The organism is Archangium sp. (assembly GCF_045802675.1).
Classification (GTDB): domain Bacteria; phylum Myxococcota; class Myxococcia; order Myxococcales; family Myxococcaceae; genus Archangium.
On record NZ_JBJMQO010000023.1, the window covers coordinates 35516 to 59184 of the forward strand.

General features: G+C 71.4%; 13 protein-coding genes and 1 pseudogene. 3 read left to right on the forward strand and 11 right to left on the reverse strand.

The genetic code is table 11. From position 1 onward, the window contains the following. Position 1 precedes the first annotated feature (1 nt). The 9 genes from ACJ8AN_RS06620 to ACJ8AN_RS06660 all read right to left on the reverse strand — a co-directional run bounded on the left by ACJ8AN_RS06620 (position 2) and on the right by ACJ8AN_RS06660 (position 16559). Positions 2-7303 carry an amino acid adenylation domain-containing protein gene (locus ACJ8AN_RS06620; RefSeq protein ID WP_407754388.1) on the reverse strand — a complete coding sequence of 2434 codons (7302 nt, stop codon included), beginning with the start codon at positions 7301-7303 and terminating at the stop codon, positions 2-4. Between the two features lie 87 nt (positions 7304-7390). Then, positions 7391-9205: a DHHA1 domain-containing protein gene (locus ACJ8AN_RS06625; protein WP_407754389.1), complete on the reverse strand. Its 1815-nt coding sequence runs from the start codon at positions 9203-9205 to the stop codon at positions 7391-7393. A gap of 21 nt (positions 9206-9226) precedes the next feature. Then, entirely contained in the window at positions 9227-11050 is a 1824-nt protein-coding gene (locus ACJ8AN_RS06630; RefSeq protein WP_407754390.1) for a DHHA1 domain-containing protein, read from the reverse strand. Between the two features lie 35 nt (positions 11051-11085). After that, positions 11086-12459, reverse strand: coding sequence for an MFS transporter (locus ACJ8AN_RS06635; RefSeq protein ID WP_407754391.1), 1374 nt, complete (start codon positions 12457-12459; stop codon positions 11086-11088). Beyond that, entirely contained in the window at positions 12456-13814 is a 1359-nt protein-coding gene (locus ACJ8AN_RS06640) for a hypothetical protein (RefSeq protein ID WP_407754392.1), read from the reverse strand. Before ACJ8AN_RS06640 ends, ACJ8AN_RS06635 begins: the two co-directional genes overlap by 4 nt. Positions 13815-13825: 11 nt before the next feature. Continuing rightward, positions 13826-14368 carry a hypothetical protein gene (locus tag ACJ8AN_RS06645; RefSeq protein WP_407754393.1) on the reverse strand — a complete coding sequence of 181 codons (543 nt, stop codon included), beginning with the start codon at positions 14366-14368 and terminating at the stop codon, positions 13826-13828. After that, a complete protein-coding gene (locus tag ACJ8AN_RS06650) occupies positions 14365-15402 on the reverse strand; it encodes a M28 family peptidase (protein WP_407754394.1) in 1038 nt (345 codons plus the stop codon). Before ACJ8AN_RS06650 ends, ACJ8AN_RS06645 begins: the two co-directional genes overlap by 4 nt. Further along, the gene (locus ACJ8AN_RS06655) at positions 15399-15983 is read right to left on the reverse strand and encodes a hypothetical protein (RefSeq protein ID WP_407754395.1); all 585 of its coding nucleotides are present in this window, start codon (positions 15981-15983) and stop codon (positions 15399-15401) included. The genes ACJ8AN_RS06650 and ACJ8AN_RS06655 overlap by 4 nt, the downstream gene beginning before the upstream one ends. Positions 15984-16067: 84 nt before the next feature. Beyond that, the gene (locus ACJ8AN_RS06660) at positions 16068-16559 is read right to left on the reverse strand and encodes a hypothetical protein (protein WP_407754396.1); all 492 of its coding nucleotides are present in this window, start codon (positions 16557-16559) and stop codon (positions 16068-16070) included. Between the two features lie 91 nt (positions 16560-16650). Between ACJ8AN_RS06660 and ACJ8AN_RS06665 the strand changes: the two genes are divergently transcribed. After that, positions 16651-19389, forward strand: a complete 2739-nt coding sequence (locus ACJ8AN_RS06665) for a bifunctional acetate--CoA ligase family protein/GNAT family N-acetyltransferase (RefSeq protein ID WP_407754397.1) — start codon at positions 16651-16653, stop codon at positions 19387-19389. Positions 19390-19398: 9 nt separating this feature from the next. Here ACJ8AN_RS06665 and ACJ8AN_RS06670 read toward each other — a convergent pair. Beyond that, positions 19399-19785, reverse strand: a pseudogene (locus tag ACJ8AN_RS06670) (sensor histidine kinase); the annotation flags it as partial. A 1008-nt stretch (positions 19786-20793) separates the two neighbouring features. Here ACJ8AN_RS06670 and ACJ8AN_RS06675 point away from each other — a divergent pair. Further along, positions 20794-21603 carry a hypothetical protein gene (locus ACJ8AN_RS06675; protein WP_407754398.1) on the forward strand — a complete coding sequence of 270 codons (810 nt, stop codon included), beginning with the start codon at positions 20794-20796 and terminating at the stop codon, positions 21601-21603. Between the two features lie 14 nt (positions 21604-21617). Here the strand turns inward: ACJ8AN_RS06675 and ACJ8AN_RS06680 are convergent, their stop codons facing one another. Continuing rightward, positions 21618-22052, reverse strand: coding sequence for a hypothetical protein (locus tag ACJ8AN_RS06680; RefSeq protein ID WP_407754399.1), 435 nt, complete (start codon positions 22050-22052; stop codon positions 21618-21620). 112 nt (positions 22053-22164) lie between these two features. On the opposite strand from ACJ8AN_RS06680, the gene ACJ8AN_RS06685 reads away from it, so the two are divergent. Beyond that, a complete protein-coding gene (locus ACJ8AN_RS06685) occupies positions 22165-23583 on the forward strand; it encodes a deoxyribodipyrimidine photo-lyase (RefSeq protein WP_407754400.1) in 1419 nt (472 codons plus the stop codon). The last annotated feature ends 86 nt before the right edge of the window (positions 23584-23669 follow it).

Below are 23669 nucleotides of genomic sequence, written 5' to 3' on the forward strand. Positions count from 1 at the left end.
GTCACCCGGCCTTCTCGCGCACGGCCTCGAGTCCGCGCGGCGGTGACTCCAGCACGCGCGCCAGCGTCCGGGCCAACGTCGCGACATGCGGGGCCCGCAGCGCCGAGTAGTGATCTCCGGGCACCTGCGTCATGTCCACGCGCTCCACCAGCGCCGCCCAGCCCCGGTCCGGGGCCTCGGGCTCTCCCACCTCGGCCTCCTGGCCCCGCAGCAGCGTGAGGGGCAGCGGCAACGGGCGCAGCGCGTGCTGGTAGAGGGCGCGCGCGTTGCCGGTGAAGACGCGCTGGAGCCGCCGCAGCTCTTCCGCCGGCAGCGCCTCGGGCGGCCCCACCGTCTGCGCGAGGTTCGCCGTGAAGAGGGCCTCGAGCACCGCATCGTCCTCGATGCGCGTGCCCTGCGCGTAGGACGTGGGGCTGGGCTCGATGAAGACGAGCTGCTCCACCTCCTCGCCCTGCTGCCGCAGCACGCGCGCCATCTCGAAGGCCACCACCGCGCCCATGGACCAGCCTCCCAGCCGGTAGGGCCCCCGGGGCTGCACCGTGCGCAGCGCCTCCACGTAGAGCGCCGCCATCTCCTCGAGCGACTCCAGCGGCGGTTGCGCTCCCTCCAGCCCGCGCGACTGCAGGCCGTAGAAGGGCTGCTCGGCGTCCAGGTGGCGCGCCAGCTCGGCGTAGCACAGCACGTTGCCGCCAATGGGGTGCACGCAGAAGAAGGGCCGCCGCGAGCCTCCCGCGCGCAGCGGCACCAGCACGTCCCCGCTCGCCAGCGCCAGGCGCAGCCGCGACATCGGCTCCTCCGGGTGCCCCACCGCCCACGTCAGCAGCGCCCGCAGGTGCTCGGCCATCCGCGCCGCCGTGAAGGACTCGAAGAGGTCGCCGCTGTACTCCAGCACTCCGCCCAGGCCCTGCTCGTCCTCCCACAGCGCCAGCGTCAGGTCGAACCTCGACGAGTGCCGCTCCACGTCCACGAAGCGCATCGACAGCCCCGGCCCCATGGGCTGTGACGTGGGCGCGTTCTCCAGAACGAACATCACCTGGAAGAGCGGCGAGCGGCTCGCGTCGCGCGTGGGCAGCACCGCCTCCACCACGCGCTCGAAGGGCACGTCCTGGTGCGCGTACGCCCCCAGCGTCACCTCGCGCACCCGGCCCAGCAGCTCGCGGAAGCTCGGGTCCCCGTGCAGCCGCGTGCGCAGCACCAGCGTGTTGACGAAGCAGCCCAGCAGTCCCTCCAGCTCCGGCTGCGCCCGGCCGGCGATGGGCGAGCCCACCGACACGTCCAACTGCCCCGAGCTCGCCGACAGCAGCGTCTGGAAGCCCGCCAGCAGCGCCATGAAGAGCGTCACGCCCTCGCGCTGGCACAGGGCCTGGAGGGACCCGGACAGCTCGCGGCCGAGCCGCACGGGCACGCGGCCACCCCGGAACGAGGGCACTGGCGGACGCGGCTTGTCCGTGGGCAGCTCCAGCGCGGCCGGCGCTCCCGCCAGTTGCTCGCGCCAGTACGCCAGCTGCGACTCCAGCACCTCTCCCTTCATCCACTGGCGCTGCCACACCGCGTAGTCCGCGTACTGCACCGGCAGCGGCGCCAGGCGCGCCGGCTCGCCCGTGGAGAAGGCCTCGTAGAGCGCCGACAGCTCGCGGATGAGGATGCCCGAGGACCAGCCATCCGAGATGATGTGGTGCATCGTCACCACCAGCAGGTGGTGGCGCTCGGCGAGCTTCACCAGCAGCGCGCGCAGGAGCGGCGCCCGCGTCAGCTCGAAGGGGTGCTCGGCTTCCTCCTCCGCCAGCATGAGGGCCTCGCGCTCCCGCTCGGACTCGGGCAGGCCGCGCAGGTCCACCCGCCCCAGCGCCGGCTCCACATCCGAGAGGAGCGTCTGCCTCGGGCCCTGCTCGTCCTCGGTGAAGGTGGTGCGCAGGCCCTCGTGGCGCCGCATCAGCGCCTGCATGGCGAGCACCAGCGCGCGCGTGTTCAACCGGCCCTCCAGCCGCAGCGCCGCGAGGATGGTGTACGCCGTGCTGTTGGGCTCGAAGCGGTCGAGCACCCACAGCCGCTGCTGCGCGAAGGACAGGGGCAGGCGCTCCGTCCTCGGCACGGGCAGCAGCGGCGGGATGACGGACAGGGCGCCGCCGCTCTCCCGCGCCTCGTCCACCCGGCGGGCGAGGGCCTCCAGGGTCGGGGCCTCGAAGAAGGCGGCGAGCGGCAGCTCGAGCTTCAGCGCCGAGCGCAGCCGCGACACCACCTGCGTCGCCAGCAGCGAGTGGCCTCCCAGCTCCAGGAAGTGGTCCTTCGCGCCCACCTGCTCCACGCCGAGCACCTGCCGCCACAGCCCGGCGAGAAGCTCCTCGGTGGGCGTGCGCGGCGCCTCGTAGGGCCGCGGGCTGGTGCGCCCGGCGGCGGGGGCGGGCAGGGCCTTGCGGTCCACCTTGCCGTTGGCGTTGCGCGGCAGGGCCTCGAGTTGCACGAAGGCCGCGGGCACCATGTACTCGGGCAGCGTGCGGCGCATCCAGTCGCGCAGCGCCTCGGGGGACAACCCGGGGGACGCGCTCCCCTCACCCCGTCCCTCTCCCGGAGGGCGAGGGGTGCCGGGCACCGTGTAGGCCACGAGCCGCTTGTCTCCGGGCACGTCCTCGCGCACCACGACGACGGCCTCGCGCACTCCCGGGTGCCGCTGCAGGCAGCTCTCCACCTCGCCCAGCTCGATGCGAAAGCCTCGCACCTTCACCTGGTTGTCATTGCGGCCCAGGTACTCCAGCTCCCCGTCTGGCCGGTAGCGCACCCGGTCTCCCGTCCGGTACATCCGCGTCCCCTCCGCCCCGAAGGGACACGGCAGGAAGCGCTCGGCCGTGAGCTCCGGCCGGTGCAGGTAGCCCCGCGCCAGTCCGTCCCCCGCGAGGTACAGCTCTCCGGCCACGCCCACCGGCACCGGCTCCAGGTGCTCGTCCAGCACGTAGGCCTGGGTGTTGGAGAGGGGCCGGCCAATGGTGATGGGCTCTGCCGGCCGCACGCGCACCCACGTGGAATACGTCGTGTCCTCCGAGGGCCCGTAGAGGTTGTACAGGTCCTTCACCGTCGGCACCGCGTACACCTGGCGCGCGAGCGGCTCGGGCAGGGGCTCTCCGGCGAGGTTCACCGTGCGCACCGAGCCCGGTAGGGCCCCCAGCCGCAGCAGTTGCGCCAGGGCCGAGGGCACCGTGTTCACCAGCGTCACCTCCGAGGCCTGGGGCAGCTCGGCCAGGTGCAGCGCGTTGCGGGCGACGAGGACGGTGCCTCCACAGCTCAACGGGGCGAACACCTCGAATACCGAGAGGTCGAAGTTGAGCGAGGTACAGGCCAGCACGCCGCGCAGCGACTCGGGCGGGAAGGTGGCCAGGGCCCACGAGAGGAAGGCCACCGCGCTGCGGTGCGTAATCGCCACGCCCTTGGGCCGTCCGGTGCTGCCCGAGGTGTAGATGAGGTAGGCGAGGTTCTCCGGGTGGAGCGCGCCGGGCGGAGGCGAGTCGGGCAGCTGCGCCAGGGACTCGGGCAGGGCGTCCAGGCACACCACCTCGGCCTCATGCGGAGGCAGCACCTCGCGCAGGTGCGAGTGCGCCAGCAGCGCGGGGCCCCGGGCGTCCTCGAGCAGGAAGGCGAGCCGCTCGCGCGGGTACGTGGGATCGAGCGGCACGTAGGCGCCGCCGGCCTTGAGGATGGCGAGCATGCCCACCACCATGTCGGCGGAGCGCTCGACACACAGGCCGACGCGCACCTCGGGGCCCACGCCCAGCGAGCGCAGGTGCCGGGCGAGCCGGTTGGCGCGCGCGTCCAGCTCCCGGTAGGTGAGGCGCACCGGGCCCGCGCTCACCGCCACGGCCTCGGGGGTGCGGCGGGCCTGCGCCTCGATGAGGTGGGGGATGCTGGCCTCGCGCTGGAAGTCCGCGGCCGTGGCGTTCCACTCCACCAGCACGCGCTGGCGCTCCGCGGCGGTGAGGCGGGGCCGCTCCGGCTCACCCCTCTCCCCGGTGTCGAGCGTGGCGTCCTCCGCGCGCAGGGGGAGGACGGGCAGTCGCTCGCGGCGCTTCGCCCCGGGTGCGCGCTCCGGCTTCCTCGCGCCGCCGGAGCGCAGCTCGTCCACCCGCCGCGCCACCTGCTGCACGGTGGAGTGTTGGAAGAGCTCGCGCACGGGCAGCTCCACGCCGAAGCGGGCGCGCAGCCGCGCGACGATCCGCGTGGCCATCAGCGAGTTGCCACCCAGCTTGAACAGGTCGTCCCGCGCGCCCACCTGCTCCACGTGCAGCAGCTCCGAGAAGAGCGCGGCGACCTCGGCCTCGGTGGGCGTGCCCGGGGCGAGCGGCACCTCGTCCGGGCGCTCGAGCCTCGGCGCGGGCAGGGCCTTGCGGTCCACCTTGCCGTTGGGGTTGAGCGGCAGGGTTTCCAGCACCACGAGCGCCGAGGGCACCATGTACTCGGGCAGCTTCTCGCGCAGGCGGCGGGTGAGCGCGCCCGGGTCCACCGCCGCCGCGCCGCCGCGTCCCACCACGTAGGCCACCAGCCGCTTGTCGCCGGGCACGTCCTCGCGCGCCACCACCACGGCCTGCTGCACGCCCGGGTGCTGCTCCAGCGCGGACTCGATTTCCCCCAGCTCGATGCGCAGGCCACGAATCTTCACCTGGAAGTCGGCGCGGCCGAGGTACTCGACGTTCCCATCCGGCAGCCAGCGCGCCACGTCGCCCGTGCGGTACAGGCGCGCTCCCGGCGCGTCGCTGAAGGGGTCCGGAATGAAGCGCTCGGCGGTGAGCCCGGGGCGGGAGAGGTAGCCACGGCCCACCTGCATGCCGCCGATGAACAGCTCGCCGGGCACGCCCACGGGCACCGGCCGCAGCGTCGCGTCCAGCAGCCGGATGGACGTGTTGGCCACCGCGCGGCCGATGGGCACCGAGCGCCGCGTCTCCCCGCGCACGCAGGCGTAGTACGTGACGTCCACGGCGGCCTCGGTGGGGCCGTACAGGTTGTGCAGCCCGGCCTGGGGCAGCCGTTGCAGACAGCGCTCGGCGAGCTCCAGCGGGAGGGCCTCGCCACTGCACACCACGCGCCGCAGCGAGGCGCAGCGCTCGAGCCCCGGCTCCTCCAGGAACACCTGGAGCATGGAGGGCACGAAGTGCAGGGTGGTGACGCGCGCCTCGGCGATGAGCCGCGCGAGGTAGGCCGGCTCCTGGTGTCCACCGGGCCGGGCCACCACCAGCCGCGCGCCCACCATCAACGGCCAGAAGAACTCCCAGACGGACACGTCGAAGCTGAAGGGCGTCTTCTGCAGCACCACGTCCTGGGGGCCCAGCGCGTACTCGCGCTGCATCCACAGCAGGCGGTTGCACACGGGGGCATGGGCATTCATCGCCCCCTTGGGCCTTCCCGTGGAGCCCGAGGTGAAGATGACGTAGGCGAGCGCGTCCGGCGAGGCGAGCGGAGGCGGCGCGTGCGCCGGGTGCGCGGCCACCTCGTCCCACTCAGAGTCCAGGCACAGCACCCGGGCCTCGTGCGGAGGCAGGCGCGGGAGCAGCCGCTGCTGGACGAGCAGCACGGCGGGACGCGCGTCCTCGAGCATCCACACCAGCCGCTGCGAGGGGTAGTCCGGATCCAACGGCACGTACGCGCCGCCGGCCTTCAGCGTGGCGAGCAGGGCCACCACCATCTCCAACGAGCGCTCCAGGCACAGGCCGACGCGCACCTCGGGGCCCACGCCCAGCGAGCGCAGGTGCCAGGCGAGCTGGTTGGCGCGCGCGTCCAGCTCCCGGTAGGTGAGCGCCTGTCCCTCGAAGACGAGCGCCACGGCGTCGGGTGTGCGCTCCACCTGGGCCTCGATGAGGGAGTGGAGGCACGCGCCGGCCGGCACGTCGGCCTTCTCCCCGTTCCACGCGTGCAGCACCTGCTGGCGCTCCTGGGCCGTGAGCAGGGGCAGCTCGGAGATGCGCTGGCCGGGGTCCTCGACGATGGCGGTGAGCAGCGTCCGCAGGTGCCCCACCAGCCGGGCCATCGTCGGGGCCTCGAAGAGGTCCGTGCTGTACTCGGCGCTGAGCCGCAGGCCCTCGGGCAGCTCGGTGACGTACAGCGTCAGGTCGTGCTTCGTCGTCCCGCTGTGCACGAGCAGCACCTGCATGCGCAGGCCGGCCACATCGAGCGGCGGCAGGGGCGCGTTCTGCAGGTTGAGCATCACCTGGAAGAGCGGCAGGTGGCGCGAGCTGCGCTCGGGTTTGAGCGCTTCCACCAGCTTCTCGAAGGGCACGTCCTGGTGGGATTGGGCCTCGCGTGCCGTCTCGAAGACGCGGCCGAGCAGCTCGCGGAACGTGGGATTTCCCGCCAGGCTGGTGCGCAGCGCGAGCGCGTTGATGAACAGGCCGATGAGGCCCTCCAGCTCGGCGCGCTCGCGGCCGGCCACCAGCGTGCCCACCGTCAGGTCCGTCTGTCCGGTGTAGCGGTGGAGCAGCACCTCGAAGGCGGCCATCAGCACGGAGAAGAGCGTGCGGCCCTCGCGCTGGGCGAGCGCCTTGAGGGCCTGGGTGAGCTCCGGCGAGAGCACCAGCGACTGGCGCAGGCCCTGGGAGCTGAGCGCGGGCGGGCGCGGCTTGTCCCCCGGCAGCTCCAGCACGGCGTTCGGGTCCAGCCGCGAGCGCCAGAAGGCGAGCTGGGACTCCAGCACCTCGCCGCGCAGGTACTGGCGCTGCCACCCGGCGTACTCGGCGTATTGCAGGGGCAGGGGGGGCAGGGGCGAGGGCCGTCCCTCGAGGAAGGCCGGGTAGAGGGCGGCCAGCTCCCGCACCAGCACGCCCATGGACCAGCCGTCGCCGATGGCGTGGTGCATGTTGAGCAGCAGCAGGTGCTCGCCCGGGCCCAGCCGGTACAGCACGGTGCGCACCAGCGGGCCCCGGCTCAGCTCGAAGGGCCGCCGGCCCTCGGCGGAGATGTGCTCCCAGGCCCGGGCCTCGCGCTCGGCCTCGGGGTGCTCCTGGAGGTCCACCAGGGACAGGGGCACCTCGACGCTCGGGGCGATGAGCTGTACGGGGGTGCCCTCCTGCTCCACCAGCGTGGTGCGCAGCGACTCGTGCCGGTTCACCAGCTCGCGCAGGGCGCGCTCGAGCGCCTCCAGGTTCAGCTCCCCGGTGAGCCGCACCGCCACGGGCATGTTGAAGAGGGGGCTGTCGGGGTTCCACTGGTCGAGGAACCACATCCGCTCCTGGGAAAAGGACGCGGGGGCCTGCCGGGCCTTGCGGGCCGCCTTGTCGCGCAGCAGCCGGGCCAGCTGTGCCCGCTTCTCTTCAGCAGTGGGAGCCATGTGTCTTCGATACCTCGTGGTGCTGACGTGCCGGCCGGACCGGTGACGGCAATGTGTGGGCTTGACGCCGGAGGACGCGCGGGCTGCTCAGCGCAGGTGTTCCTGGAGGAACTTGCGCGCCGCGTCGGGCACGGCGGAGATGCCCGCGGGGTGGGAGCCTTCCGCCCAGGCCAGCTCCGGTCCTCCCGCCTCGTTGCCCGCGGCGACCACCGAGGCGACGTGCTTGAGCAACTGGCCCGCGTCCACGCCGCGCTGGAGCACCTCCTGCGCCGCCGCGGTGACGACGACGACCGAGTCCCCCTGCGTGGCGGTGAGCACCACCGCGGCCCGGGCGTCCGCCTTGCGCAGCCCCTCGGCGAGCGTGCGCAGGTTCTGCGACGAGTCCTCCCCCAGGTGGCTGGCCACCAACAGGGTCTCGCCCAGCTTCGAGGCGCCCTCGAGCAGCTGACGGGCCTGCTGGGCCCGCTGGGCCCGGGCGGACACGCGCTTGTTGCGCTTCTCCTCGTGCACCTGCTGCTCCATCTGCCCGAGCCGCTCCCGCAGCTCGGTCAGCCGGCGCGGGGGAGAAGGCCAGTCCTCCAGCTTCTTCGCGAGCTCGGGAATGCGGGAGGCCCACTCCCTGGGCTCCAGCTGGGAGAGCGCCTCCAGCTCGGCGCGCAGCGACGCGAGCACTTCGTCGAGCTGGGCCACCGACTCGCGCGGGCTGAGGAAGGGCGGGGCGAAGGGCTCGGGGATGCCGTCGAAGCCCGCCACGTCCTCTCCGTCGATCTGCCGCAGGCGCGAGCGGACGACGGGCAGCAGGTTGTCGTTGGCCAGCTTGTGCACCAGCCGCCACCCCGCCCGGCGGTACGAGGGCAGGTGGGCGTCGTAGATGGCGTTGTAGCGGGGCACCGGCCTGTCCCCGCGCAGGCTCTTGAAGGGGTCCGCGCCGCCGCCCGTCTCGATGGCGATGCCCCGGTCGAACGCCTCCTGCATGAGCAGGTTGTTGAGCATGCGGTAGAGGCCGAGCTCCTGGGGAAGGGCCAGGTCGTAGCCGGCGGCGGGCGAGTAGAGGACGTCCCCCTTCACGTGGAAGCCGTAGAAGGCGTCGATGCGTCCATCCTTCACGAACAGGCGCCACTCAATCATCTCCCCGCGCAGGCTGGTCTCGAAGAAGGCGGGGGTGATGGGCGGGTTGGTCGAGTACTTCTCCCGGTTGAGCAGCCGGTACAGCTCGGCGAGCCGGGGCGCGCAGCCCGGCATCTCCCGGGCGTCCACGAGCCGGTAGCCGCTGGCCTCCAGCAGGCGCGAGTCCCGGCGCCGGTTCTCGCGCACCTTGCGGCCCGGCTCGATGCCGTGGGGCAGCATCACGCGGGTGTGCGTCATGAAGGCGAACGCATAGCCGTGCTGCTTCAGGTGGTTGCACAGCGGCGAGTGGGTGGCCGGGCTCAGCGCCGGGAAGACGAGGGCGTGCTGGGGGTAGCGCTCGGTGAGGAACGCGGTGAGCCGCTGTACCTGCTCGGCCGTGAGCGGGGCGCCCATGTTGCGCAGCGTGGGCCAGTTGTCGACGTGGACGACCTTGTTGATGCGCGAGGCCTGGAGCAACGCGCCCAGGCCCCACAGCGCGCTGCCCATGGTGAAGCGGGCCATGGGCTTCCAGTTGCCCGTCTTCAGGGCGGCGCGCTGGCTGCTGATGTAGCGGGCGAAGACGGAGAAGAAATACGAGTTGCCGTACTCGCCGTCGTTGATGGACAGCGGGAGGAGCAGGTCATCCAGCGCGAGCAGGCGCAGGCGGGTGCGGTCCTCGAAGAACGCGTGGGCGCCCTGCTGGAAGAGCGGCACGAGGAAGTCGCGGGCCTTGCGTCCCTCCTCGGTGTCGGGCCACGGGGCATCCGCGAGGGTCTTCTCGTCGTAGAGGTTCATGGGGGTTGGGTGGGTGTGCCGTTACGCGTTGCCGCCGAGGCGCGCCTGGAGGAAGTCGCGGGCCGCCGCGAGCGCCGCGTCGATGCCCTCGGGGCGCGAGCCGCCACCCCAGGCGATCTCCGGCGCGCCGCCGCCCTTGCCCTCGACGGCAGGGACGACGGAGGCCATGAGCTGGCCGGCGTCCACGCCGCGCTGCACCAGGGCGGGCGTGGCCGCGGTGACGAGCACCACCTTGCCCCCGCGCGTGGCCGTCAGCACCACCGCGGTGGCGCCGGCCGACTGCCGCAGGCTGTCCGCCAGGGCGCGCAGCTGCTGCGCGGACGCCTCGCCCTGGTGACTGGCCACGAGCAGCGCCTCGCCCAGCTTCGTGGCGCCCTCGAGCAGCTGCCGGGCCAGGTCGGCCGCGGGCGGGCCCTTGTCCGTCCGCGCCCGGGCGCTGGCCCCGCGCCGCTGGCTCTGCTCGAGCTTCTCCAGCCGCTCGCGCAGCTCCACCACGCGCCGGGTGGGTTGCTGCCAGTTGTGGAGCTTCTCCGCGAGCGGGGCGAGGGCGTGCGCCAGGGCCTCTCCCTCCAGCCGCGAGGCCTCCTCCAGCGCCCGCTCCAGCGAGCCCAGCTCCTGGCGCAGCAGCTCCACGGCCTCGCGCGGGCCGGGGAAGGGCGGGGCGAAGGTCTCGGGCACGTCGTCGAAGCCCACCACGTTGTCGCCGTCGACCTGCTTCAGCACGCCCTTGTTGGCCGACAGCATGGTGCCGTTGGCGAAGCGTTGCAGCATCCGCCACCCCGACTGGCGCCAGCCCGGCAGGTGCCGCGTGTAGGCGGAGCTGTAGCGGGGCATGGGCCTGTCGCCGCGCATGCTCTTGAACTGGTCGGCGCCCCCGCCCAGCTCCACGGCGATGCCGCGCTCCATCGCCTCCTGGATGAGCTGGTGCACCAGCCCCCGGTACAGCCCGAGCTCCTGCGGCAGGTTCACGTCGTAGCCGAACACGGGGGCGAAGAGCACGTCGTGGCTCACCGCGTAGGCGAAGAACCCGTCGATGCGTCCGTCCTTCACCGCGAGCCGGAACTCCAGCGTCCCGTCGCGCAGGGCCGTCTCGAAGAAGGCCGTCTCCATCCGCTGGTTCGTCGAGTACTTCTCCTCGTTGAGCGCCCGGTACAGCTCGGTCAGCCGGGGCGCGCAGCCGGGCATCTGCTTGCCGTCCACGAGCTGGTAGCCGCTGGCCTCGAGCATCCGCGCGTCGCGGCGCCGGTTCTCCCGCACCTGCCGGCTCACCTCGGCCTTGTAGGGCAGCAGCAGGCGGGTGTGGAAGGCATAGACGCTCTCGTAGCCGCACGCCTTCAGCGTGTTGAGCAGCGGCGAGTGCGTGGCCAGGCTCAGCGCGGAGAAGACGATGGCGTGCTCGGGGAAGCGCTCGGTGAGGAACGCGGTGAGCCGCCGCGCCTGGTCCTCGGTGAGCAGCCGGCCCATGTTGCGCAGCACCAGCCAGTGGTCCACGTACACGCACTTGTCGACGCGCACCGTCTTGAGCATCGCGCCCACGCCGTGCAGGAAGCCCCGCACCAGCCGCCCATACACCGGGCCCCAGTTGCCTCGCGCGACGGCGGCCACCTGCAGCGTCACGTAGCGCGAGAAGTTGGAGAGCATCGGCGAGTTGCCGTACTCGGCGTCGTTGATGGCCAGCGGGATGAGGTGCCCATCCAGCTCCACGAGCCGCAGCGTGGTCCTGTCCGACAGGAAGGCCGTGCTGCCCCGCTGCATCAGCGGCGTGAGGTAGGCGCGCGCGAAGCGCCCCTCCTCCGTGTCCGGCCAGGGCACCTGCGCCAGAGTGCTTGCGTCGTAGAGGACCATGAGAAAGTGAGGATCCCGCGATGGATGAGGATAAATCAACCCGGCACGGCCGGACCCGCCTCGGCGAGGGATTCCGGGGCCGCGTCCCGCTCGGGGAGGGCATCGGGGAGCTCGTCCTCCACGTTCCGGATGCGGGGGGAGAGATAGGACACGACGGTGTGCGTCACGATGACGGCGCCGATCACGACGAGCAGCAGCGCGAGGCCTCGCCCGGGGCCGGTGCCAATCACCCGCCCGACGGAGCCCGCCAGCGCGCCACCGGGGGCCATGACGGGCTCGAAGACGTAGTCGGACAGGGGCCCGGACAGCAGCGCGGCCAGTGGGGGAGCGGCCAGGCTGAGCATCCGCCGCACGGAGAAGACGCGCCCCTGCAGGCCGGCCGGCACCTTGCTCTGCCAGAGGGCCTGCATCGAGCTGAGGATGACGGGCGAGCACATCAGGTAGACGAACGCTCCGCCCGCCACCACCGCCGCCGAGGGAGGCAGCGCCGCCGCGAACAGCGCGAACGCCGACAGCAGGTAGAAGCCGAGCACGCCGTGGATGCGCCGCCGTGGTCCGCCCCACACCGTCATCAGCACGCCGCCCACCACCACGCCCACGCCGGCGAAGGACATGACCATGCCCAGCGTCGCCACGTTGGAGAAGCTCAGCACCAGCGGGGTGATGAGCACGATGACCAGGCCCGTGGTCAGGTTGAGCACCCCGATGAACAGCATGAGCTGGAACAGCCCGGGCCGGGTGCGGATGAAGCCCCAGCCCTCGGCGATGTCCTGCCGCAAGGACTTGCGCTCGGCCCGCTGCTCGGCGGGGGGCGGGGGGAAGCGCACGAACAGCAGCAGCGCGATGGACAGCGCGAAGGAGGCCACGTCCATCAGCACCACGCCGTGCAGCCCGATGCGTCCCAGCAGCTGTCCGGCCGTCAGGGGCGCGAGGATCTGCCCGGCGCCGTAGGCCAGCTCAATCATGCCGTTGGCGCGGCCCAGGTGCTGCTTGGGGACGAGCAGCGACGTGGCGGCGTAGCAGGCCGGCAGGTGGAACGCGCCAAAGCACGAGCCCAGGGCAATCAGTCCGTACAGGTGCCAGAGTTCCAGCTGCCACAGGCCCTTGTCACTGCCGAGCAGCAGCAGCCAGATGAGGGCCGCGGCGACGCCCGAGCCGCTCTCGGCGAACAGCATGGCGCGGCGGCGATCCCACCGGTCGATGAGCGCGCCGGCCACCGGGGCCAGCAGCATCATCGGCATGAAGTAGAAGAACTGGAAGAGCGAGTACTGGGTGATGGACCCGCTGCGCTGGTACATGAACGTACCGATGGCGAAGGTCGTCAGCCCCGAGCCGAACCAGGTGACCGCCAGCCCGAGCCAGGTCGCCAGGAAGGCCCGGGTGGGGCTCGTGACGGCGGGCAGCCTCATGGGCGCACCACCACCAGCGGCGTCATGCAGCCGCCCTGGGCCACGTTCACGATGGCGCCCCGCGAGAGGCGGGTGAAGAAGCCCTCCTGCCGGTCCCCGTTCCACACGAACGGGTTGAGGTCCGAGTACAGCTCCTCGTAGCGCACCTGCCCCGCGTCGTGGACGGGATAGCGCTCCAGCGAGAGCGGGGCGCGCTCCTGGACGATCCACCGCTCCTCCAGGGCCGCCTTCAACGTGGCGCTCCACGTCGCGTCATCCGTCTGCCAGCCCAGCGTCACGCCCGTGCCGCCGAACTCGGTGGCCGGCTTGAGCACGAGCTGCTCGCGGTGCTCGGCGATGAAGGGGACCAGGTCCACCTCCCGGCCGCCGTATGCCGTCTTTCCCTCGCGCACCACGCGCGTCCAGGGGATGTGGCGCACGAGCGCCTCGCGGATGTCCGGCTCGAACTGCCCGGTGTGCGCCAGCTCGCTCAGCGTGGCGAAGAGCACCTTGCTGCGCAGGAAGCAGGCGCGGAACAGCCCATTCAGGAAGTGCGCCGCGCCATCGGCGAGCGCCCGCATGACGGGGTGCTCGCGATCGCACCCCACGATGAGGCCGGCGAACCCGGCGGCCGAGATGAACGTGACGACGTCCACCCGGAAGTCCTCCACGTACAGCCGCCCGTCCCGGTACGACCACGCGTCCTCGGAGGTGACGATGCGGATGGGCAGGCCCGCGTCCCGGATGAAGTTCCGGTGCAGCTCCTCCTCGTCGGAGTCGTCCTCGCTGGGAGGCCCGAAGAAGGCGAGCTGCGGCACGTCGCTCCGTCCCCCGCGCGCGTGCTGGGCCTTGAGCGTCTCGGGGAGGCAGGGCGCCGTGCGCGGCAGCGAAATCTCATAGCGGCGCGCGAAGGCTTGCAGCACGGGCGTGGCGGCGAACACCTCGCCGAGGTTGTGCATGTAGACGTGGCCGCCCGGGTCGACGTTGTACTCGATGAACCGGATGACGCCGTCCGGACCGACCAGGCCGTCCAGGCGTCCGATGACGTTGGGCCGCGCGATGGCCGCGTCCACCGGCATCAGCAGCTCCTCCCACTCCTGGATGCCCAGCTCGCGGCGGAAGGGCTCGTCCACGCAGGCGCGCCGGTACAGCGTCTCCAGCGCCCGGGCCACCGCCACCGACGCGCGCTGGAGGTCCGCGTGCTGCTCCGGCGTGATGAAGCGCGGACGCAGCACCCGGTACAGCGGGCGCCCGTCGTAGATGAGCGTCCGCTCCTCGATGCTCCGGTGGAGCTGCTCGTGCGTGCGCTCGAGCACCTCGCCCCGCAGCAGTCCGTCGTAGAAGGAGACCGCTTCGGCCAGCGCGTTGCGTGACATGGAATTCCCGCTCAGAACGAGACGCCGGCCTCGAGCAGGCCGACCGAGTAGTGGAGGCCCAGCCCGGGGAAGTCCGACCCCGCGCCGATGCCGAGCTGGAGCACGGAGATCTGCACCTCTCGCAGGTCGAAGCGCACCGGCGCGAGCGTGACGCCCAGGGACACGGCGGGACCGGGGACGGGCTCGCGGTGCTCGGGCGTGAGGAAGCTGAGGTGCTCGCCGAACAGGCTCGTCACGGTGACCAGGGCCGCGGGGGCCCACGTGCCCCGGCGCTGCACGCCCGCGCCCACGCGCACCGAGGCCGCGTTCCCCAGCAGCGACAGGAAGCTGACGTCCGCCTGGAGGATGAAGCGGTCGTCCAGGGTGTCGCGCACGCCGAGCCCTCCGCCGACGCCGCCGATCGTCCGGGTGTCGGAGAGGTACGCCTGCGCGCCCGCCGTGGTGTAGAGCGAGAAGCGGTGGCCGGTGGCCACGGGCTCCTCGGCCCGGGCGAGGGTGGGGAGGGCCACGAGCCCGAGTCCCAGCGCGAGGAATGTCTTCGAAGAGCGCTTCACGGTGTCGGTCCCCCTGCCCAGTAGGAGATGGCGGCGGCGGCCACGCGGACGGCCTGGCCCAGCCGCACCGGATCCAACGTGTCCGGCGTGTCGGTCTCCGTGTGGTAGTTCGGGTTGCGGAACGGGGCGGTGTCGGTGAGGAAGACGGCCTTCTGGTGGTTGAACCAGAAGGGCAGGTGGTCGCTGAGCGTCAGGGCGAAGCCCATGGTGGCGGTGCCATTGGCCGGCGAGATGAGCGGCACCGTGTGCATGAGCTTCAGCGAGTCGCTGAGCGAGTAGGCCTGCGCGGCCTCGTGGCTGGAGTCGTCGTTGCCGATGATGGCCAGGAAGTCGCCCTGGCTGGGCGAGGGCAGGCCGGGCATGGACTGCTGCGAGCCCTCGGCGTCCGAGTAGTAGCCGATGCTGTCGAAGACGAGCGCGGTGACGACCTGGGTGCTCTTGCCCTCCTTCACGTACCGGTGGCTGCCGGAGATGCCGTACTCCTCCATGTCGAAGCCGACGAAGCGGATGGTGCGCTCGAAGCGGTGGCGCGAGAGCACGCGCGCCAGCTCCAGCAGGGCCACCACGCCACTGCTGTTGTCATCCGCGCCCTGCCAGAAGGCATCGAAGTGGGCGCCCACGAGGATGACCTCGTCGGGCTTCGTGGTGCCCGGCAGCTCCGCGACGATGTTGCTCGTGCGCATGCCGTTCTCGCCGAGCGACACGTCATCGGTGACGCGCAGCCCGTCCACGCCCACCAGCTGCGAGCGCACCCAGTTGCCCGACAGCGAGTTGGAGAGGTGGCACAGCTCGGGCCACTTCTCGCGCGTCTCCACGGGCGCGAGCGGCTCGCAGTCGATGGACTGGTCCGCGCCGTGCTTCCGCGCGAGCGTGAGCAGATCATTCCAGACGCGCTCGGGCTGGACCTCGTCGGTCACCGCCTGGAGGCGGGGGAGGTCGGCGCCTTCCAGCAGCTCGGTCGGAGCGCACGCGGTGCCGCCGAGGCCGAGGCCCGCGGCGAGCAGGAAGAGGGACGAGCGGAAGGGCGCGCTCACAGCTGCACCTCCACGCGAGCCAGTCCGAGGTTGAACCGCTGGGCGGTGCGGAAGGGCGGGCCAACGGGGCCCCATTGCACCTCGGGGCCGCCGAGCACGAAGCGGCCGAGGTGGAAGCGCAGGGGCGCGGCGTGGAAGGCGAAGTACAGGGGGCCGGAGACCAGCGCGTCGTTCTGCTCGTACAGCTCGACGCCCATGGGGATGCGGACGGCCTGGCGGGGCAGCGCGACGCGGCTGAAGCCCAGCTCCAGGCCTCCGGCGGGCTCCCAGACGCCCACGCGCGTGCGCAGCTCGCCCCGGGCGTAGAGCTCGAGCGGGAAGGTCGTATTGCGGGAGGGCAGGGCGTAGCGCAGCCCGCCTCCGACGAACAGGTGGCCGAGGAAGCGCTCGGTGCCGAGCGCCCGCAGGTACGCGGCGTCGAGCGTCATGGCGGGCTCGGAGTTCCGCCACAGGCCGAGCTGCTGGAAGCTGGAGACGCCGGCCGAGACACCCTGGGCCACGGGCGCGGCGGGCTCGGCCATGGCCGCCGAGGCGCACAGCAGGGCGCCCGCGAGGAGCCCTCTTGAATGGTGTACGTGCATGCGGGGAGGGGCGCTGCTTCGGAAAGGGGGGGCCCCTAGCCTGACCCATACGCCGGGCTCCACGCAATGGCGCGTCGGGTAGGGTCAGTCGCGTGCCTGGCGCTTGCGCGGGGAAGCGGCCGGGACGAGCGCGGCCTCGGGCGGGGCATCCGCGCGGCGCAGCACCTCGCCCTCCACCACGGTGGTGCCATCCGGTGACACGGGGTGCCCGAGCGTGGCGACGAGCTGGCGGTGCGTCTCCTCCAGCCGGCGGTGCATCGTGTTGAAGGTCTGCTGCGCGGTGCTGGGCATGTCCTCGGTATAGGTGAAGTACCAGCGCAGCGCGTCCAGGCACTCGTAGAACTGGTCCACCACGGACTGCTCGTGCACGGGCAGGTGCACCAGCTCCTGGAAGGTGGCCGTGCTGTAGCGGGTGGAGATGGTGCTGAGCATGGGCTCGCGGCTGCGCAGCCGGGAGAAGAGGGCGAACATCTCGCCCCGGCGCGCCTCGAGCCGCCGCATGATGTTGGCGGCATCGAGTGCAATCAGGTTGCGGACGCGGACGGTGGCCTCAGTGGCCTGTTTGCGGCGAGCCATGGTGCGCGAAGTCTACTTCTCCCCATTGCCGCTCATGCAACGCCCCGCCGCGGTTGATTCACGCGTGGCGCCGGGCGGAGAAAACGCGTCCATGGCCCAGCCGACCCGTACGCCGCCCAATGACCCTTCGTACGACCTGCTGCACCAGCGGGGACGCCATCCGCTCGATGCCCTCTTCAATCCGCGCGGCGTGGCGGTGGTGGGCGCGAGCGAGCGGGCCGGGAGCGTGGGGCGCACCGTCCTCCGGAACCTCATCCGCAACCCGTTCGGCGGCACCGTCTACCCCATCAATCCCAAGCGCTCGAACGTGCTCGGCATCCACGCCTGGCCGTCGCTCGAGTCGCTGCCCGAGCCGGTGGACCTCGCCGTCATCGTGACGCCCTCCACCACGGTGCCGGGAGTCATGCGCGAGTGCGCGAAGGTGGGGGTGAAGGGCGTCATCATCATCTCCGCGGGCTTCAAGGAGATTGGCCCCGAGGGCGTGAAGCTGGAGCAGGAGGTGCTTCGAATCGCGCGCGAGGCGGGCATCCGCATCATCGGCCCCAACTGCCTGGGCGTCATGAGGCCGACCACGGGCCTCAACGCCACCTTCGCCGGAGACATGGCGCGGCCGGGCAACGTGGCCTTCGTCAGCCAGAGCGGCGCGCTGCTCACCGCCATCCTCGACTGGAGCCTGCGCGAGGCGGTGGGCTTCAGCGCCTTCGTGTCCATGGGCTCCATGCTGGACGTGGGGTGGGGCGACGTCATCGACTACCTCGGGGACGACCCGCGCACGCGCAGCATCCTGCTCTACATGGAGTCCATCGGGGACGCGCGGGCCTTCCTGTCGGCGGCGCGCGAGGTGGCGCTGCACAAGCCCATCATCGTCATCAAGGCGGGACGCACGGCGCAGGCGGCGGCCGCGGCGGCCTCGCACACGGGCACGCTCACGGGCAGCGACGAGGTGCTCAGCGCCGCCTTCCGGCGCACCGGCGTGCTGCGCGTGGACTCCATCGCGGACCTCTTCTACATGGCCGAGGTGCTCGCGAAGCAGCCGCGCCCCGACGGCCGGCGGCTCACCCTCGTCACCAACGCGGGAGGCCCCGGCGTGCTCGCCACCGACGCGCTGGTCATGGGCGGCGGCGAGCTGGCCAGGCTGTCGGACTCGACGGTGGCGGAGCTCGATTCCTTCCTGCCCCCGGCGTGGAGCCACGGCAACCCGGTGGATGTCCTCGGCGATGCGGACCCCGAGCGCTACGCCAAGGCCCTGGGCGTGGCGGCCGCGGACGAGAACAGCGATGGCCTGCTCGTCATCCTCACACCCCAGGACATGACCGAGCCCACGCAGACGGCGGAGCGGCTCAAGCCCTACGCGAGGATTGGCAAGCCCGTGATCGCGAGCTGGATGGGAGGCTCGGAGGTGGCGGCGGGTGAGCGCATCCTCAACGACGCGGGCATTCCGACGTTCGGCTATCCGGACACGGCGGCGCGCATCTTCAATTACATGTGGCGCTACAGCTACAACCTGGCGGGCCTGTACGAGACGCCGGTGCTCACGGAGGAGGCCGAGCGGCGCGAGGAGGCCGAGGCGCTCATCCGCGAGGCGCGCGCGGCGGGCCGCCTGCTGCTCTCCGAGTACGAGTCCAAGAAGCTGCTCGCGGCGTATGGCATTGCCACGGTGGAGACGCGGCGCGCGGCCACCGGGGACGAGGCGGTGCGCGAGGCCGGGTCGCTGGGCTACCCGGTGGTGCTCAAGCTGAACTCGCAGCGCATCACGCACAAGTCGGACGTGGGCGGGGTGCGGTTGAACCTGGGCTCGGCGGCGGAGGTGCGCGAGGCCTTCGACGGCATCCGCCGCGAGCTGGACGAGCGGGGCCAGGCGGACGCGTTCGACGGGGTGACGGTGCAGCCCATGGTGCGGCTGGACGGCTACGAGCTCATCGTGGGCAGCGGCCTGGACGCGCAATTCGGGCCGGTGCTGCTGTTCGGCGCGGGCGGCACGCTGGTGGAGGTGTTCAAGGACCGGGCGCTCGCCCTGCCGCCGCTGAACACCACGCTGGCGCGGCGGATGATGGAGCAGACGCGCATCCACGAGGCGCTGCGGGGCGTGCGCGGGCGCAAGCCGGTGGCGCTGGGCGAGCTGGAGAAGCTGCTGGTGCGCTTCAGCCAGCTCGTGGTGGAGCAGCGCTTCATCAAGGAGGTGGACATCAACCCGTTGCTGGCTTCGGCGGAGCGGCTGGTGGCGCTGGATGCGCGCGTGGTGCTGCACGGCCCCGAGGTGACGGAGGAGCAGCTGCCCCGGCTCGCCATCCTGCCCTACCCGGTGAAGTACGTGGGGCGGTGCAAGCTGAAGGACGGGCAGGCCGTCATCGTCCGGCCCATCCGCCCCGAGGACGAGCCGCGCATGGTGGAGTTCCACAAGACACTCTCGGAGCAGACGGTGTTCCTGCGTTACGCGGGGATGATGAAGCTGGACCAGCGCGTGGCGCACGAGCGGCTGGCGCGCATCTGCTTCAACGACTACGCGCGCGAGCTGGCACTGGTGGTGGAGCGGGCCGAGGGCGTGAACCGCGGCGAGCTGCTCGCGGTGGGCCGGCTGACGCGGCTGCCGGGCACCGGGGACGCCGAGTTCGCCATGCTCATCAGCGACCCCGTGCAGCGCCAGGGCCTGGGCTCGGAGCTGCTCGGACGCCTGGTGCAGGTGGGGCGCGACTGGGGGCTGCGGCGGATTGTCGCGGACATCCTCATGGGCAACGGGGCGATGCAGCACGTGAGCCGCAAGCTGGGCTTCGACATCGTCCAGCCCGGCGGCTTCGGCGAGAGCGTGGTGAAGGCGGTGAAGGTGCTCTGACGGTGTGCTTCAGTCCGCGCTCAGGGGCGTCAGGTGCTCCTCGGCCGGGGCGGGTTGCAGCGGCAGCTCGACGGTGAAGGTGGCGCCCTCGCCCAGGCGGCTGTCCACGCGCACGCGGCCGCCCATGGCCTCCACCAACTGGCGCGAGATGTAGAGGCCCAGTCCAAGGCCCCCGTACTGCCGGTCGCTCACCGCGCGCTCGAAGCGGCCGAAGAGGCGTGGCAGGGCCTCGGGCGCGATGCCAATTCCCTCGTCCCGCACGGTGAGCCGCGCGAAGGCTTCCGTCTCCTCCACCCGCACGTGCACGGGACGGCCCGCCCCGTACTTCGCCGCGTTGGTGAGGAGGTTCACCAGTACCTGGTCCAAGCGCTGCGCGTCCCAGCGGCCGTGCACCGGCTCCTCGGCCGCCTGCAAGCCGCGGTACTCCTGAACGACGTGGCGGAGCAAGACGAGGTAGGCGAGCAGGCGGACCACATGGAAGAACCACCAGATGGACCCCCACAGGTGGCTCAGCCCGAAGAGCAGGCCCGCGACGCCAAAGAGGAGGCCGAGGTTGGCGAAGGCGAGGTCCTCGGCGCTCTCCTCCCGCCGGTAGCGCCTCAGGAAGAAGGCCGCCGAGGCGAGGAAGCCCAGGCCGCCCACCATGTTGATGAGCCGGGCCCACGGCAGATAGCCGCCGTCCTCGGAGAAGGCGCGGGGCCACGCCCAGGGCAGGAGGACGAAGAGCACGCACAGGGGCAGGGTGAGCAGGCCGACGGCGAGCGGAAGGTGCCGCGCGGCGCGGCCCCGGGTCCACCGCTCGGGCAGCCAGACGAGGGCGATGAGCAGGCCCCCGAGGAGGGAGGGCAGGGCACGGGACCAGAAGAAGCCGGGGCTGACGCGGATCCACGCGTGGGTAAGGTCCTGCATCCCCATGCATACCAGCGCCAGGAGCACCCATTGGAGATGCGCCCCCTGGACGCGGTAGCGGTGCCGCCAGAGCATCACCGAGGCCACCGCGAGGGCGATGGTTCGTGCACCCACGTGGCCTCGCCCGCCAGGAGTCGGAGGAGCAGCGTGACCAGCGCGGGCATCACGACGGAGAGGGCGATGGAGAGGGAAAGGGGGCGGGGGAGAGACACGCGGGGGACGTTCCCGGGAGAAGAGGGCGGCCCGCCCTGAATACCGCGCTTCACTCGCATGGATCTCCCAGGACCTCGCGGCAGTCCGGAGGCGAACTCGGACACGTCAACACGAAGACGGTGGCGGGACTTTCACGAGGGGAGACAGGCGGCCAGTGGCTCGGGATGTGGGCCGCGTGCATCCCGCCCCCGCTGCGCCGAGGCCCCCGGTCCCTGACCAGGCATGTGGGAGGCCATGGCTTCCGCCGGCCCGGTGTAGAAGGGGTGGACGCGGAGGCTGCTCATGGCGGACACGGGTTTCTTCAAGGGGTGGCTGGGGCCGTTCAAGCTCGTCAAGCGGTACACGCACCGGAGGCTGGTGCCGGGCATCCCCGAGGTGGGCCGCGTCTACGAGGCTCGCCATGTCCTCACGGAGAACCCGGCCCTGGTGGTGATACCGGGCGAGCGCGCTCCCGTGGAGCCCCTGGAGGAGTGGCGGGTGCGGCTGCGCGCCCAGGCCTTTCCTCCCTATTTCTCGCTGGAGGTGGAGCAAGCACCGGAATCCGGCCGGCTGTACCAGTTGCGCGGGATGCTCGAACTGCTCGGCTCGGCGATCGCCGGGCTGGTGTACCAGGACGAGGACGAGGCGCGCGCCCACCTCACGAGTCGGCCCATGGGATTCCTGGAGGCCATACGCAGGGACAGACGGTTTCGCCTCGCCGTGATTGGCTACGTCGTCTTGGTGGTGTGCGGGGTGTCCGTGCACCTGTTCTTCCGCTTCCACGTGGCGGAGCGGGCGGGGGACATTCCAGACGTGGGAAATGAAAAGCTCGTGCACGAGGCCGCCGAGAGCTCCGCGTCCGTGCTGGCCAACGAGGCCGCGGTGGATCCGGGACCCATCGCCTATCCCCTGCCCCAGAAGCCGTTCTCCAACCAGGCGAAGGCGCCCTGTGTACCCAACGAGGGCGAGGTGGAAATCAACGGCGGCTGCTGGATAGCACTCGAGAAGCGCCCGCCTTGTCACGACAAACAGGCCGAATACCGGGGCAAGTGCTACCTGCCGGTCGCGGCCAGCTCCCGGAACACGCGCGAGCCCCGATCCTTACGCCGGTAAACGATTCGTGGGTATCAGCGCTTGTTCCGGGGAACGGTGGGGGGGCGGGGGAGCTGGTACTTGGGCCGGTGAGGAATTTGCTCGCAGGGGAGTTTCTGGAACTCGACGGTGCCGCGCCCCTTCAGTAACTCCTGCACGGGGCGGATCTCCAGCTCGGAGCCATAGAGTTCGAGCGTGTCCCCGGTGGGGGGGAACTTCTTCATCTGGCCCGGATAGAGCCCGAGGCTGGTTTCCCGCTCCAGCCTGTCCCACAACTCGGCCAGTTCCCGCCAGATGTGCTCGGTATGATCTGGCGAGGAGAGTCGGATGGTGAGTCGGCCCTGTTCCGGAACTCTGAACCAGACGGGTTGGGTGAACAGCTCGGCGATGTCTCGCCCACAGTGACTGCAGCGCTCCTGATTGTCGGAGTAATAGCCGCAGTACTCACAGAAGAACTGCTGGTCACTCATGAGGCCTCCAGGAGATACGGCACCGCTCCGCCGTACTTCTTCAACATCTGCCGGTAGGTGTGGAGCTTCCAGTTCCTGGCCGTTCATCAGGCGCCCTCGTAAAAGGGGAGCCATGGCGAGCAGCCGGACCATCGAAGAGGGCCGCATCAAACGGCTCAACACCCACGAGCCCAAGGGCGGCGACTACCTCCTCTACTGGATGCAGCAGAGCCAGCGCGCCGAGTTCAACCCCGCGCTCGAGTACGCCATCCAACGCGCCAATGAGGCGAAGCTGCCGCTGCTCGTGGGCTTCGGGCTCATGGACGGCTACCCCGAGGCCAATGTCCGCCACTACCGCTTCATGCTCGAGGGACTCCAGGACACGCAGCGCCTGCTCGCGCGCCGGAAGATTCCCCTCGTGGTCCAGCGCGGCAACCCTGGCGAGGTCGCCCTGAAGCTCGCGCGGCATGCGGCGCTCGTGGTGTGTGACCGGGGCTACCTGCGGCACCAGAAGCAGTGGCGCCAGGACGTGGCCGCCAGGGCCCCGTGCCCCGTGGTTCAAGTCGAGGGCGACGTGGTGGTGCCCGTGGAGGCCGCCTCGGGCAAGGCCGAGTACGCCGCGCGCACCCTCCGTCCCAAGATTCACCGCCTCTGGAGCGCGTACCTGGTGGAGCTCGCGCCCACGCCGCTGAAGACAGACTCGCTGGGGCTCGGCGTGAAGGGGCTCGACCTGGAAGACATCGACCGGGTGCTGGCGAAGCTGGACCTGGACCGCTCGGTGCCCGCGGTGAGCCACCGCTTCAAGGGTGGCACGAGCGAGGCGAAGCGGCTGCTGCGCGAATTCCTCTCCGAGCACCTCCCCGAGTACGAGGAGAGCCGGCCCCACCCGGAGACGACGCACGTCTCGCACATGAGCAAGTACCTCCACTTCGGACAGGTGAGCCCGGTGGAGGTGGCGCTCGCGGCGCGTTCGGCGAAGGTGGCCGACAACCAGCGCGAGAGCTTCCTCGAGGAGCTCATCGTCCGGCGCGAGCTGGCGCAGAACTTCGCCGAGTACTCGCCCCACTACGACTCCTTCGAATGCCTGCCCGAGTGGGCCCGGAAGACGCTCGACAAGCACCGGAGCGACGAGCGGCACCACCAGTACACGAAGGCGCAGCTCGAGCGGGCGCGCACGCATGACCCGTACTGGAACGCCTGCATGCGCGAGATGCGCTACACGGGCTACATGCACAACGCCATGCGCATGTATTGGGGAAAGAAGATACTGGAGTGGAGCAGCACCCCCGAGCACGCGCACCGCACGGCGCTCGAGCTCAACAACAAATACTTCCTCGACGGGCGCGACGCGAACTCCTACGCCAATATGGGCTGGCTATTCGGCCTGCACGACCGGCCCTGGGGCGAGCGCGAAATCTTCGGCACCGTGCGCTACATGTCCTCGGGAGGCCTGGAGCGCAAGGCGGACATGGAGGCCTACCTCGAGAAGGTAGAGAAGCTCGTGGCCGAGGCGAAGGCCGCAGGCGTGCGCTTCGAGGGCGACGGCGTGTAGCGCGTGGCGCGCGTGGCGTGGCGCAGCAGCGAGCGCACGTCGAGCGGGGGCAGCAGCGAGGGGTCATCGAAGAGGGGCCACCGCGC

What these genes read in the sequence shown, in the direction of transcription:
- ACJ8AN_RS06685 (WP_407754400.1), top strand. Translation starts at nt 22,165, where the DNA reads ATGGCGAGCAGCCGGACCATCGAAGAGGGCCGCATCAAACGGCTCAAC.
- ACJ8AN_RS06675 (WP_407754398.1), top strand. Translation starts at nt 20,794, where the DNA reads ATGGCGGACACGGGTTTCTTCAAGGGGTGGCTGGGGCCGTTCAAGCTC.
- ACJ8AN_RS06665 (WP_407754397.1), top strand. Translation starts at nt 16,651, where the DNA reads ATGGCCCAGCCGACCCGTACGCCGCCCAATGACCCTTCGTACGACCTG.
- ACJ8AN_RS06660 (WP_407754396.1), bottom strand. Translation starts at nt 16,559, where the DNA reads ATGGCTCGCCGCAAACAGGCCACTGAGGCCACCGTCCGCGTCCGCAAC.
- ACJ8AN_RS06635 (WP_407754391.1), bottom strand. Translation starts at nt 12,459, where the DNA reads ATGAGGCTGCCCGCCGTCACGAGCCCCACCCGGGCCTTCCTGGCGACC.
- ACJ8AN_RS06620 (WP_407754388.1), bottom strand. Translation starts at nt 7,303, where the DNA reads ATGGCTCCCACTGCTGAAGAGAAGCGGGCACAGCTGGCCCGGCTGCTG.
- ACJ8AN_RS06655 (WP_407754395.1), bottom strand. Translation starts at nt 15,983, where the DNA reads ATGCACGTACACCATTCAAGAGGGCTCCTCGCGGGCGCCCTGCTGTGC.
- ACJ8AN_RS06680 (WP_407754399.1), bottom strand. Translation starts at nt 22,052, where the DNA reads ATGAGTGACCAGCAGTTCTTCTGTGAGTACTGCGGCTATTACTCCGAC.
- ACJ8AN_RS06640 (WP_407754392.1), bottom strand. Translation starts at nt 13,814, where the DNA reads ATGTCACGCAACGCGCTGGCCGAAGCGGTCTCCTTCTACGACGGACTG.
- ACJ8AN_RS06630 (WP_407754390.1), bottom strand. Translation starts at nt 11,050, where the DNA reads ATGGTCCTCTACGACGCAAGCACTCTGGCGCAGGTGCCCTGGCCGGAC.
- ACJ8AN_RS06625 (WP_407754389.1), bottom strand. Translation starts at nt 9,205, where the DNA reads ATGAACCTCTACGACGAGAAGACCCTCGCGGATGCCCCGTGGCCCGAC.